This window comes from Longimicrobiales bacterium (genome assembly GCA_035764935.1).
In the GTDB taxonomy this organism is placed as follows: domain Bacteria; phylum Gemmatimonadota; class Gemmatimonadetes; order Longimicrobiales; family RSA9; genus DASTYK01.
The window spans coordinates 1-13,535 of the sequence record DASTYK010000188.1; the positions used below are offsets into that span (position 1 = coordinate 1).

The following is a 13,535-nucleotide window of genomic DNA, read 5'->3' on the forward strand; positions in this document are numbered from 1 at the left end:
CTGCGTGCGGCCTACGGCGAGTCCGGCCAGCAGCCCGATGCGTTCGTCGCGCTGCGCACGTTCGACCCGGCGCCGGGACCGGGCGGAAGTGGTACCGTCACGCCTCGCAACCTCGGCAACCCTGACCTCGGTCCGGAGCGCGGCAAGGAGATCGAGTTCGGCTTCGACGCCGCGCTGTTCGACGACCGTCTCGGCATCGAAGCGACGTACTACAACCAGCGCACAACCGACGCGATCCTGCTGCGCGAGATCGCGCCGTCCACCGGCTTCTCCGGCACGCAGTACGTGAACGCCGGTGAGATCGCGAACAGCGGCTTCGAGGTGCTGCTGCGCGGCGAGCCGTGGCGTACGGACCGGCACTCGCTGGAGATGTCCCTCAACCTGGCCACGAACAGCAACGAGGTGAAGAGTCTCGGCGACGTCACGGACGAGAACTTCATCAGTGCGGGCACGTTCATGCGCCACCAGATCGGGACTCCCGTCGCCTCTTGGTATGGTCGCAAGGTCGTGAGTGCGCAGATGGACGGCACGGGCGCGATCACGGAGGCCCTCTGCGACAACGGTGAGGGTGGTACGGTTGCATGCAGCAGTGCGCCGAACGTCTACCTCGGCCGGCAGGTCCCGGAGTTCGAGGGCGGCTTCAATACGACGCTCACGCTGTTCGAGCGTGTGCGCCTTTTCGGCCAGATGGACTTCAAGACCGGCTTCCACAAGCTGGACGGCAACTTCCGCGTTCGCTGCGTGTTGTTCATCATGTGCCGGGAGAACTTCTATCCGCAGGAGTTCGCCGCGACGACGATCGCGGAGATCCGGAGCGCGTACGAGAGCGGCATGATCAAGCCGGCAGATTTCGCGAAGCTGCGCGAGGTGTCGATTTCGTACATGGTCCCGAGCCAGTATGCGGCGCGGATCGGTGCGAGCGACCTGAGCATCACGCTGGCAGGCCGGAACTTGGCGACCTGGACGAAATTCCCCGGTCTGGAGCCGGAGTCCGCCTTCAACGGCGGCAACCGCGGTGGCCATGCGCTCTGGGAGCAGAACACGCTGCCGCAGCTCAAGCAGTTCGTCGCTACCCTCAACGTGACGTTCTGAGGAGGGGGCATGAGCGAACTGACCAACATAGAACAGCGAACCTTGACGACGAGGATGACCGCAATGCATCGACTGCGGGGTTTCCCGAAGGCAGCAGCGCTCGGTCTTGCCCTGACCATGGGGCTGACCGCGTGCGATCTCGATGAACTGCTCGACGTCGATCCCGTGGACCAGGTGCCCGCGGACGGCCTGACCACGCCTCAGAACGCACGGCTCCTTGTCAACGGGGCAATCGCGGACTTCGAGTGTGCGTACGGTGCCTACGTCGCACTCACGGGCGTGCTCGCCGGTGAGCTGATCGACGCGACGTCCACGGCCGCCCGCTGGGACGTGGATCGCCGGCTCTTCGACGCACCGTCCAAGGAGTCGCAGTACGCGACGTTCGGATGCACGGCGCTCGGCGTCTACACGCCGCTGTCGACGGCACGCTTCTCATCGGAGAACATCCTGGATGCACTCCGTGGGTGGACGGACGCCGAGCTGGCCGCGCTGGGCCACGACCGCGACGAGCTGATCGCGGAGGCCGCGGCGTACAACGGCTACTCGTACCTGCTGCTGGCCGAGGGCTTCTGCTCGGCTGCGATCGACCTGTCTACGGAGAAGACGCCGGCCGATCTGTTCACGATCGCGGTCGCCCGGTTCGAAGAAGCCGAGACGGCCGCAGCAGCCGCGGGTCGCGACGATCTCGTCAACCTGGCACTCGTCGGGCAGGCTCGCGCGTATCGCGGACTGAACAACGGGGCCGCGGCGGTAGCGGCGGCCGAACAGGTCGATCCGGGATTCCGCTACGATGCGGAGACGGCAACGGACTTCTCGGTCCGGCAGAACCGCATCTTCGCCTCCAACGGCCCACAGCCGCTCGGTGGGCAGGGCCTGTCCGTTGGCTGGCTCTACCACCACTACGACCACTTCGGCGCCGATGACCCACGTGTCGCGGTCTCCGACTCGATCGGCCTGGGTCCTGATCAGACGACGCCCATGTTCTACCAGGAGAAGTACACGTCGCTGAGTGATCCCCTCCGGATCGCGAGCTACGACGAGGCACAGCTCATCATCGCGGAGTTCGAGGGTGGTGCCACGGCGGAAGCCATCATCAACGACTTCCATGCGGACGCGGGCTTGCCGCCCGTGGACTTCAGCGGAATGACGGATGCGCAGATCCTGGATCACGTGATCGAGGAGCGTCGCGCGGTCCTGTTCCTCGAGGGACATCGGGCCGAGGACGTGGAGCGGTTCAACCTCCCGCAGTTCCCGGCCGCCGGCACGCCGCACCGCAAGGGGCAGGTGTACGGTGACGCACGCTGCTTCCCGCTGCCGGACGTGGAGATCCGGAACAACCCGAACATCTGATCGGGCAGTTCCGGTTGTCGTCAGGGGCGGGCGCCTTCGGGCGCCCGCCCTTTGGCTTGTGTCGGACAACGGTGCTGTGGCAGATTCGGAGACAGAAACCGGGGGACGCAGCCCGCCGTACGATGACGGACGGACTGCACAGGCGGACGAAATGCCTGTGGGCATTTACGAGGAGCGAAGATGACCACGCGCGAAGACATTGAAAGCTACCTCATCCGCATGGACGTCGACTTCGAGGAAGTCGAGGAATCGATGTGGGTGATTCGTCCGGCGGAGGGGGCAACTCCTGTCGTCGTGGACTACGCCCCCCCACTGGTGGTGCTGCGCCTGAAGGTCATGGACCTACCGGCCGATTCGGATCACACCCGCCTGGCCGGATTCTACCGGCGACTGCTCGAGCTCAACGCGGGCGACATCCTTCACGGTAGCTATGGCATCGAGGCGCAGGAGGTCATCCTGTCGGATGCACTGGAGCTCGAGGATCTCGACTTCAGCGAGCTGCGCAGCTCGTACGAGAGCCTTGTCCTTGCGGCTTCGAGCCACATGTCGGACCTGACCGGTCTCGTCCCTGCTGCGCAGGAAGGGTGAACACGATGAGCATCTGGCAGAAGCTGTCGACGCTGCTTCGCTCGAACATCAATGATGCGATCGCGCGTGCCGAGAACCCGGAAAAGATGCTGAACCAGGTTCTGATCGACATGCGCGAGCAGCTCGCGAAGGCCAAGCAGGAAGTGGCGGTCGCGATCGCGGACGAGCGAAAGCTGCGCGCCCAGCTCGACGACGAGCAGAAGCTGGCGGGTGACTGGGAGCACCGCGCGGTCCTGGCGGTGCGCGAGGGGCGCGACGACCTGGCCAAGCAGGCGCTGCTCCGGCAGCAGGAGCACACGGAGCGGGCGGTCTCGCTCGAGGAGACGTGGCGCCGGCAGTACGACGAGACGGAGCGGCTGAAGGACTCGCTGCGCCAGCTCAACGACAAGATCGAGGAAGCCAAGCGCAAGAAGAACCTGCTGGTCGCGAAGCAGAAGCGGGCGCAGGCGCAGAAGCGCATCCACGAGACCATGGCGGGCCTCAGCGATCGATCGGCCTTCGAGACGTTCGACCGCATGGCGGAGAAGATCGAGGAGACGGAGCGCCGTGCTCTCGCCGCCGCGGAGGTTAGCGAGTCGCTGCGCGGCGACATTCTCGAGGCCGAGTTCCAGAAGCTCAAGCCGGCCAGCGAGGCGGTCGAGTACCGGCTGCTCCAGCTCAAGGAGCGGATGGGCATGCTCGGACCCGGGTCGGCCGAGCGCGCCGCCCTGCAGCCGGGCGACGACCGGGCAGGGAACGGCGGTACCCAGGACGTCGTCAAGGACGCCGAGATCGACGAAGAGGCGTAGATGCGCTGCGGCCGGCTGGTGACAGCCGGCCGCTTTTCTTTGCGGGCCCGCCTGTTGCACGGCAGCCGCCCGACACGACGAACAAACTGCACGAGGCGATTCGAGGACACGCAATGAAGGGCCGTCCCTACGGAATGCTGATCGCGACGGTCTTCACCGTCCTGCTCCTGCTGTTCCTCTACAGCATCGCAGAGATCCTGCTCCTCCTCTTCATCGCGATCCTGTTCTCCCTTTACCTGAGCGCGATCACGGACGCGCTGCAGCGGCGGCTGCACATGCCGCGCCCGGCGGGCCTCCTGCTCGCCCTGCTGCTGACCGGGGTGGGCGTCTTCGGGGTCGGCTATCTCATCATCCCGCCGCTGCTGATCCAGACGCAGGCGATCCTGCAGACGCTGCCATCGCTGATGCAGGGGTGGGAGCGCGAGCTGATCGAGCTTTCCCGGGACCAGCCGTTCTTCGGTCAGATGCTCGGCGAGCTGGAGGAGGGTGAGAGCTACGTCTCCAACATCATCGGCGAGGTGAGCGGCTACTTCCGTGAGCTGCTGCCGTACGTGTTCAGCGGGGCCGGCTTCCTGATCGAGCTGATCAGCGTGCTCGTCATGGGCATCTACTTCGCGTTGCGGCCGTCCCTGTATCGCGAGGGCTTCATCCTGCTGTTCCCGCCCGTCCACCGGGAGCTGGTCCGCGACATCCTGGGCGACCTTTCCCGTACACTGCGCGCCTGGATCGTGGGGCAGATCCTCGCCATGCTCGTCCTCGGCGCGCTCACCTGGATCGGGCTCGTGCTGCTGCGCGTCCCGTACGCCCTCGCCTTCGGCGTGTTCACCGCCGTCGTCGCGATCGTGCCGTTCTTCGGCACCCTCGTCTCCACGATCCTCCCGGCCATGTTCGTCCTCGGCAGCACCGGGCCGGTGCACGCGCTGCTCGTCGCACTGCTCGGCGTGGTGGTGCACCTGATCGAGAGCAACATCGTCGCGCCCATGATCATGGAGCGGCAGGTCCACCTCCCGCCCGTCCTCTCGATCCTGTCCGTGCTGGTGATGGCGCACCTGCTGCACCTGGTCGGGCTGCTCGTAGCCGTGCCGGTGCTGTGCGTGGTGATGGTGATCGCACGGCGCGTGTACGTGCACCGCGTCCTGGAAGGGAAGGGCTTCCGCCGCGCCGTCCGCGACCGCCCCATCGAGCTGCGGCTACCGGGAGAGGGCTCCGTGCTCGTGCATCCTGCCGGTATGGAGCAGTCCGTGCCGGCTCTCCTCGAGGGGTAGATCGTTCTCCCGGTTTTCACACAGAGGTCACAGCGGACACGGAGGACACGGAGGCGTGAGCATGAACAACATGCCCCTCAGTGACCTCTGTGTCCGCCGTGCCTCTGTGTGAACCGAAGGGATCCTTGATCTAGGGCAGCCGGATCAGCCGTCCATCTTTGAACAGCGCAACGAGCTTCGAGTCCGGCGATGCACCCGCCCGCACGACGAACGCTGCTGTCGCCCCTGGCCTGAGTGCATTGCGGCCGTCGCGCTGGTCGAGCGCGTCCGGCAGCGGGTGCACGAACAGGCCCTCGGCATCGAAGTCGTCGCGGGCGAGGACGCCCTCGAGGTCGCCGATCTCGCTGATGCTGCCCTGGTCACGTGCGAGCGGGCCGTCGCCGACGTCGACGGCGAGGTCGGCACGGTAGGGCTGCAGGCCCGGGATGACGACTGTAGCGTTGCGGATCACCAGGTCGCGCAGCGCGCGGCCGTTCTCCGGCAGCAGCGTGTAGCGCTCGACCGGAGTATCCAGGTAGCTGCCGGTTGCGATCGCGTCGAACGCGCGGGTCAGCAGCACGAAGTTGGTGCGCCGCAGGACCTGCTTCTCGGGGTCGTCGTACCAGCCGCCGCTCTCGATCAGCACCGTGCTCGTGCCCCACTGCTGCACGAGGTCGCCGAACGCGCGCGGATTGTAGCTGTCGTCGTAGCGCGTCACGTGTCCGGGCACCACCGCTTCCGCGGCGTCGCGCAGCGTGGCCGCGAGGTGCTTGGCGCGCGTCGCGACTTCGGGGTCGGTGCCGGGCTCGTCTGCGGCGGGTGCGAGCAGTGCGATCGCGGCAGTTCGCTCCGCGTTTCCGACCCGAGTGCGCGGGTTCTGGTCGTGCAGGTTGAAGCCGAAGCCGGGCTGGAAGCGGGTATGCACCGCCTTCAGCGTGCGCGCCTCGGGCGTGGACAGCCGGCGCGCGTCCCGGTTGATGTCGATCCCGTACATGTTGTGCCGGCGGAAGCGTGACGCGCCGTCCGGGTTCAGCATCGGGATCATCAGGATCGTGAGCGAGTCGGCCCAGAGCCGTGTGCGCGGGCCGTGCTTGTCCAGCAGGCGGACGACGTCGGCGAGCGCCATCGTCGCTGTCGATTCGTCGCCGTGCATCTGCGACCAGAGCAGCACCGTGCGCGGCCCGCTGCCGAAGCGCAGCAGGTACAGCGGTCGCCCTTCCGCAGAGCGGCCGACCTCCTCCTGCCGCACCGTTCCGCCGAGCCAGGGAGCCAGGGTGCGCCAGTAGTGCTCGTGCGGCACACGCCGGTAGCCGACCTCGGGGACGAGCACGGACTCGTGCAGCGCGATCAGCGAGTCGACCGTGGCGTCCCGAGTATCGGATGGCAGCGCGAATGCATCCGACGTGACGTGCTGCCACACGATGCGCGAGAGGTCGGCACCCAGGCGGTCGCCGGCGTCGGTGTCGTCGAAGCCGCGGGTCAGCACCACGAGCACGTAGGGTGCGCGCCCGGGCGGGTAGACGATCGCGCCGTCGTGCTGGATGCGCGTGATCCAGCCCGTCTTGTTCGCGACGCGCGTGCCCTCCGGCACACCCGCCGGGATCATGTCGTCGAACTCCTGCTGGGCGAGGATCTCGATCCCCGTTTCGCAGGAGGCGGCGGTCAGCAGCCGGCAGCGTGCCAGCGCTTCGAGTACGCGGGCGAACGCGTCGGCAGTCGTGGTGTTGTTCATGCCCCGCTCAAATGCGGGGATGTCCTCGACGCCACGCAGCACGTTCATCCCCTGCGCATCGATGCGCGCGAGCGTGGCGCGCACGTCGTCGGCCGGGAATCGCTCGAGCATGATGTTGGTCGCGAGGTTGGACGAGCGCGTGATCATCCGCTCGAGCAGCTCACGCACCGTGGCTGGCTGGCCGATCCGCCCGTACAGCTCGCTGTCGCTGTCGTCGTCGGCGGACAGGGAATACGTGCTGCCGTCCGCGATGCTCCGGAACTCGTTGGTGACCGGGATCCGCTCGTCGAGACGCAGCGTGCCCTCGTCATTGCGACGCAGTGCTTCGAGCAGTACCGGCACCTTCATGGTGCTGGCAGCGTGCATCACGACGTCGCCATCGATGGAAACACGACGCCCGGTTTCCAGGTCGACGAACGACACGGCCACCTCGGCGCGCTCGCGTGCGATCCGCTCGCGCAGTGCACGTTCGAGTGCGGCCGTCGCTTCTGCGGGCGCTGCGGCAGGAGCGCCATCCTGCGCCGTACGGGCGTCGGGCGCGGTGCGTGCGGGTCCGGACGTCGCCTGCGTGCAGCCGGCCAGTACGAGTGCGAGGAGGACGGTTCGACCCGTGATCATCTTCGGATGCATGCCTACTCGTAGATCAGGTGAGGTGTGCGCCGCTCCACGAATGCGGCGAGTTGCTCGTCCCAGCTCGCGGTGATCTCGTCGGCAGACTGGCCGGCGAGGATGCCCTGGCGGATCCGGTCGGTACCGGACAGACGGTCGAAGTGCGCGACGCGGAACTCGAGCGTGTCCCCATGGAGCGCACGGATCGCGACCAGCGTCGCGATCGCGGTGCGTGCGGGGTCGTACGTGGCGCGGTCCGTCACCGTGTAGCGAATCCCATTGACGTCCGTGTCCGCGTACTTGCCGTCGCCCGGATTCCGTGGTGTGAAGGTCACGGCCTCGAGTTCCACGCCCGGAAGGCCGAGCGCACGCAGCCGCTCGATCACGCCTGTCGCGTCGAGCCAGGGCGCACCGATCTGCTGGAATGCCGCGTCGGTGCCACGACCGACGGATACGTTGGTGCCCTCGAACAGGCAGGTGCCCGGGTAGTGTGCGGCGCTCTCCAGCGTCGGCATGTTCGGCGATGGGGGGTGCCAGACCATGGCCGTCTGGTCGAGCCACTGCGAGCGTTGCCAGTCCATGACGAGGACCACGTGCAGGCGAGCACCGATCTCGTGGACGGCGTTGATGTACTGCGCCAGCTCGCCGACCGTCATGCCATGGCGCATCGGGACGGGGTACAGCCCGACGAAGGAGGCGAACGCCGGGTCCAGCACATTGCCCTGCACGGCGTCGCCGCCGATCGGGTTGGGGCGATCGAGGACGACGAACAGCTTGTCGTGCTCCGCCGCAGCCTCGAGCGCGTGCGCCATCGTCCAGACGTAGGTGTAGTACCGGGTGCCGATGTCCTGGATGTCGAACACGAGCGCGTCCAGCCCCTCGAGCATCGCTTCGGTCGGTGCGCGTGTCTCACCGTAGAGGGAATGGATCGGCAGGCCGGTACGCTCGTCGCGGCCGCTCGCCACGTGCTCGCCGGCTTCGGCCGCTCCGCGGATGCCGTGCTCCGGGCTGAAAAGCGACACGAGCTCCAGGTCGGGGTGCTCGTGCAGCACGTCGATCGTGCTGCGGCTGCCGTCGGCGGTCGTTCCGGTGTGATTGGTGATCAGCCCCACGCGGAGTCCGGCCAGCGGGCCGACCCCTTCGGCGATCAGGCGGTCGATGCCGGGGCGCGCGTTTGCCTGGGGGGCGGAGGACCGATCTGCGGGCAGGTCGTCGTCGGCGGCCGTGGTGCAGCCGAGGATCGCGGTGAGCAGGGCCACGCCGTATTGCCAGCGGCGCGCCCGATTCATACGATATGCGGATCCCCGTCTGTTCACTACAGCCGCAGCCCGCCGCTGGGCGGGATCGCGCCTTCCGAGCTGGAGATTTCGATGCAAGCCAGCCTCCGTGTTCTCGCTGTTCTGAGTCTCGCGGCCTGCGCGTCCGCACCACCTGCCGTGCCGGAAGGACCGGCGGGCGCGCCGCCCGTCGCGGAGGAGCCGATGTCCGCGGACGACTGGGTACAGACCACGCTGGCGGGGATGAGCCTGCGTGAGAAAGTAGGGCAGCTCGTCATGCCGCGCATCTCCGGCGACTACATGGCGGAGGACAGTCGGCGCTTCGCGCGGGCCCGGAGCTGGGTGACGGACCAGAAGATCGGCGGCGTGATCGTCTCGATCGGCCCACCCTACGAGATCGCCGCGAAGCTGAACGTGCTGCAGCGCATCTCGGATGTTCCGCTGCTCGTTTCCGCCGACATGGAGCACGGCCCCGGCCAGATCCTGCGGGGCGGCACGGTGCTGCCGTACGGCATCGAGACGGGGTCGGCGACGCGCTTCCCGCCGCTGATGGGTATCGGCGCGACGGGCGAGGAGCGCTTCGCACGGGAGCTCGGCCGGATCACGGCGCTCGAGGCGCGTGCCGCGGGTGTGCACATCGCGTTCGCCCCCGTCGTCGACGTCAACAACAATCCGAACAATCCGATCATCAACGTGCGCAGCTACGGGGCCGACCCGCAGCTGGTCGCGCGCTTCGGCGTGGCGCACGTCGAGGGGCTGCAGGACAACGGGATGATCGCGACGGTGAAGCACTTCCCGGGACACGGCGACACGGGGCGCGACTCGCACATCGAGCCGCTCATGATCAGCGTGGACCGCGCGCGGGCCGAGCAGGTGGAGCTGGTACCGTTCCGAGCGGCCATCGACGCCGGTGTCGGTGCATTCATGAGTGCCCACATCGCGTTTCCCGCACTCACCGGCGACAGCATCCCGGCGACGCTGAACCCGAAGCTGCTGCGCGGGCTGCTGCGTGAGGAGTTCGGCTTCGACGGGCTGATCTTCACGGACGCGCTCGACATGGGTGCGATCGTCCGGGAGTTCTCCGCGGACGATGCACCGGTGCTCGCGCTGGCCGCGGGTGCCGACATGCTGCTGCAGGTCATGCCCGACGACGTCGAGCGTGTGATCGACTCCGTCGTGCGCGCGGTCGAAGCGGGGCGGCTGCCCATGGCGCAGCTCGATGCATCCGTTCGGCGCGTGCTCGAGGCCAAGGCACAGCTCGGACTGCACCACGAGCGGATGGTCGACCTCGACCGGCTCGACAACGTGCTGGCAATCGACGAGCACGTGGACATCGCACAGGCCGCGGCTGACCGCTCGATCACGCTCGTGCGCGACGAGGGCAGCCTGGTGCCGCTGCGCGGGCGCGTGCTGAGCGTCGTGTACAGCGACGACTACGATCCGATGGCGGGCCGCATCTTCCAGCGTGAGCTGTTCGCCGGCAACGACCAGGTCCGGACCGCGCAGCTCGACCGGCGCAGCAGCGCCGCGGACATTGCCGCGCTGCAGGCGCGTGCGGACAGCTTCGATATCGTCGTGTTCGCCCCGTTCATCTCGGTCGCTGCGTACAAGGGCGGGCTGGCACTGCCGCCGGAGGTCGCGAATGCCGTGAACGCCATCAGCACGACGACGCCGGTGGTCGTGACGTCGTTCGGGAACCCGTACCTGCTGAGCCAGCTCCCGGGCGTGCAGGGCTACGTGCTCGCATGGGGTGGCTGGGACGCGCCGCAGCGCGCGGCCGCGCGGGCACTGCTGGGGCAGACGGAGATCACCGGGCGCCTGCCCATACCGCTGCCGCCGCAGTATCCGATCGGCCACGGGCTTCAGCGCACGAGCGTGAGCACGCAGTGATGAAGCGGAGCGCCGCCCTTCTCGCCCTGGCCGCTGCGGGCTGCGCATCCGCGCCGCCTGCGCCGGCATCGCCGGTTGCCGCCGACCCGGCGGACCCGACGGTGTGGGTGGAGCAGACGCTCGCCCAGCTCACGCTGGAAGAGAAGGTCGCGCAGCTCATCGTGACGCGCGTCACCGGCGATTTCACGAACGTCGAATCGCCGGAGTTCGTTCGTGCCGAGTCGCTGGTGAGCGAGCTCGGCATTGGCGGCATCATCGTCGGCCTCGGCTCGCCGACCGAAACGGCGGTCAAGGTGAACGCGCTGCAGTCGCGCGCGACTCTGCCGCTTCTCGTGGGGGCGGACCTGGAGTGGGGCTCCGCCATGCGGCTGTGGCGCCCGGTCTACCTGCCGTACACCATCGAGGGGGACGGCGGCACGGCATTCCCCTTTGCCATGGGTGTTGCTGCGACCGGTGAGCCCGCCCTGGCCGACACCATCGGCCGCATCACGGCCACGGAAGCGCGCGCCGTCGGGATCCACTGGCTGTTCGCGCCCGTTGCCGACCTGAACACGCACGCAGACAACCCGATCGTCAACATCCGCAGCTTCGGCAGCGACCCGACCGAGGCGGGTGCGTTCGTCGCTGCATTCGTGCGCGGTGCAACGCGTGCGGGCGGACTGACGGCGGTCAAACACTTCCCCGGCCACGGCGAAACGAGCACCGACTCGCACGTGTCGCTGCCGCGGCTCAGCGTCGATCACGCCACGCTCGTGTCCCGCGAGCTCGCGCCTTTCCGTGACGCGATCGCGGCGGGAACCTCCGCAGTGATGATGGGTCACATCGCGGTGCCCGCTCTTGCCGGCGAGCCGGAACTCCCCGCCACACTGTCGCCGGATGCGATCGCATACCTGCGCGACCGGCTCGAGTTCGACGGCATCATCGTGACGGACGCGATGAGCATGGGGGCGCTCGCTACACTGCCGGGCATGAATCCCGGCGAGCTGGCCGTGCGGGCGGTCGAAGCCGGGGTCGACGTGCTGCTGACACCTCCCGATCCGGAGCGCGCACATGCTGCGGTCGTGGAGGCGGTGCGCAGCGGACGCGTGCCCCAGGCGCGCATCGACGCCGCGGTCCGTCGGATCCTGCAGGCGAAGGCGCGGCTCGATCTGCACCGTTCGCGCTACGTGGAGCCGGCGCGCGTGAACACCACCGTCGGTTCGGCGGCGCACCTCCGTGCGGCCGAGCGCATCGCGGAGCGCTCGATCACGCTGGCACGCGATCCCGATGGGCGCATCCCGGTGGATCCGCGGATGGTGAGCCGGCTGGCGGTGGTCGCGTTCAGTGCGCCCGAGGACCTGACCGCAGGCCGTGCGTTTGCCGCAGAGCTGCGCGAGATCTACGGCGACGGTGTCGAGTTCGTGCGGCTGGACGAGCAGCGCGACGCGCGCGCGTTCGACGAGGCGGTGCAGCGCGCCGCCACCGCGGACGCAATCATTTTCGCGCCCTTCCTCATGCCGATCTCGGGACAGGGACATCTCCGGCTGCCGGAGCGTGCGGAGCAGATCGCCGGGCGGCTGCGCGCGACGGGACGGCCGCTGATCGTCGTCGGCTTCGGCGATCCGTACGCGCCCGCGCGGCTGGGCTCGGACGCGCTGCTGCTCGCGTGGCAGCCGCGCTCGCCGATTGCGGAGCGAGCGGCCGCGCGCGCCCTGGCCGGCATTGCACCGATCGATGGACGGCTGCCCGTGTCGATCGACGGAGCACCGCGCGGCACCGGGCTGGAGCGCGCGGCGCGCAACTACTCGCTGCGGAGTGCTGCGCCGGAAGAGGTCGGCATGGACGCCGCCGCACTGGAACGCATCGACCGGCTGGTCGAGTTCGCGATCCTGAACGGCGCCGCACCCGGCGCCGCCGTCGCGATCGGGAGGCACGGAAGGCTGGTCAAGCTGCGCGGCTACGGGCGGCTCGACTGGCGCGACGGCTTCCGCAACGTCACGGACGGCACGATCTACGACCTGGCATCGCTCACCAAGGTCGTTGCGACGACGGCCGCCGTGATGATGCTTGTCGACGAGGGACGCCTCGACCTGGACGCCCCGATCTCGCGCTACCTGCCCGAATGGAGCAACCGACCGGAACGCCGGTCCGTCACCGTGCGCAACCTGCTGCTGCACGACTCGGGGCTGCCCGCCTGGGCGCCGCTGCACAACGAGGGGCGCGGTCGCGCAGATTACCGCGAGAACATCGCCGGACTGCGGCTGAACTCGACACCGGGCGAGCGCACGGTCTACAGCGACCTCGGCTTCATCCTGCTCGCGATGATCGTCGAGGAGATCGCGGGCGCACCGCTGGACGAGTTCGTCGAGCAGCGGCTTTTCGAGCCGCTGGGAATGATCGATACCGGCTTCAATCCACTGGGCTGGGACATCCGCAGCGGTGCAGCCGATGACGCGATGACGATGCTCGGCCGCATCGCGCCGACCGAGCGGACCGGCAGCACGGCCGACGGCTTCATCCACGGCATGGTGCACGACGAGAACGCACGCGGCCTTGGCGGTGTCGCCGGTCATGCGGGCCTGTTCTCGACTGCACGCGACCTCGCCATCTTCGCGCAGATGCTGCTGAACGGCGGCTGGTACGACGGCCGCCGCTACATCGATCCGGCGACGGTCGATCGCTTCACGCGCCGCTTCGGCGCGCAGAGCACGCGCGGACTCGGCTGGGACACACCCGGCGAGACGATCTCCGCCGGCGAGTACTTCTCCTGGTCGTCCTTCGGTCACACCGGCTTCACCGGCACGAGCATGTGGATCGACCGTGAGCGCGACGTGTTCGTCATCCTGCTGACCAACCGGGTGAACCCGTCACGCCACAACCAGCGCCACAACGCGCTGCGCCGCCAGCTCGCCGACGCGGTGCAGCGTGCGATCGTCGACATGCCCGTCCCTCCCCGCAGAATGCGTTGACCCTCTTTACGGAGCGA

General features: G+C 68.3%; 9 protein-coding genes. 7 read left to right on the forward strand and 2 right to left on the reverse strand.

The annotated features are described in order from the left end of the window. The 5 genes from VFU06_16760 to VFU06_16780 all read left to right on the forward strand — a co-directional run. Window positions 1-1,092 (forward strand): TonB-dependent receptor (locus VFU06_16760; protein HEU5211050.1); only part of this gene is annotated, 1,092 nt, incomplete at its 5' end. Between the two features lie 63 nt (window positions 1,093-1,155). Next, window positions 1,156-2,442, forward strand: coding sequence for a RagB/SusD family nutrient uptake outer membrane protein (locus VFU06_16765; GenBank protein HEU5211051.1), 1,287 nt, complete (start codon window positions 1,156-1,158; stop codon window positions 2,440-2,442). Window positions 2,443-2,622: 180 nt separating this feature from the next. Further along, a complete protein-coding gene (locus VFU06_16770; protein ID HEU5211052.1) occupies window positions 2,623-3,030 on the forward strand; it encodes a hypothetical protein in 408 nt (135 codons plus the stop codon). A gap of 5 nt (window positions 3,031-3,035) precedes the next feature. Continuing rightward, window positions 3,036-3,818, forward strand: a complete 783-nt coding sequence (locus VFU06_16775) for a PspA/IM30 family protein (protein HEU5211053.1) — start codon at window positions 3,036-3,038, stop codon at window positions 3,816-3,818. A 113-nt stretch (window positions 3,819-3,931) separates the two neighbouring features. Continuing rightward, entirely contained in the window at window positions 3,932-5,083 is a 1,152-nt protein-coding gene (locus tag VFU06_16780; GenBank protein HEU5211054.1) for an AI-2E family transporter, read from the forward strand. Window positions 5,084-5,213: 130 nt separating this feature from the next. On the opposite strand, the gene VFU06_16785 is transcribed toward VFU06_16780, so the two are convergent. Together VFU06_16785 and VFU06_16790 are read right to left on the reverse strand one after the other, a co-directional pair. Further along, window positions 5,214-7,424 carry a serine hydrolase gene (locus VFU06_16785; GenBank protein ID HEU5211055.1) on the reverse strand — a complete coding sequence of 737 codons (2,211 nt, stop codon included), beginning with the start codon at window positions 7,422-7,424 and terminating at the stop codon, window positions 5,214-5,216. Window positions 7,425-7,426: 2 nt separating this feature from the next. Then, window positions 7,427-8,692 carry a DUF1343 domain-containing protein gene (locus tag VFU06_16790; protein ID HEU5211056.1) on the reverse strand — a complete coding sequence of 422 codons (1,266 nt, stop codon included), beginning with the start codon at window positions 8,690-8,692 and terminating at the stop codon, window positions 7,427-7,429. Between the two features lie 81 nt (window positions 8,693-8,773). Here VFU06_16790 and VFU06_16795 point away from each other — a divergent pair, with 81 nt between their 5' ends. Both VFU06_16795 and VFU06_16800 read left to right on the forward strand, forming a co-directional pair. Further along, a complete protein-coding gene (locus VFU06_16795; protein HEU5211057.1) occupies window positions 8,774-10,570 on the forward strand; it encodes a glycoside hydrolase family 3 N-terminal domain-containing protein in 1,797 nt (598 codons plus the stop codon). After that, window positions 10,570-13,518: a glycoside hydrolase family 3 N-terminal domain-containing protein gene (locus tag VFU06_16800; protein ID HEU5211058.1), complete on the forward strand. Its 2,949-nt coding sequence runs from the start codon at window positions 10,570-10,572 to the stop codon at window positions 13,516-13,518. Before VFU06_16795 ends, VFU06_16800 begins: the two co-directional genes overlap by 1 nt. Window positions 13,519-13,535 lie beyond the last annotated feature (17 nt).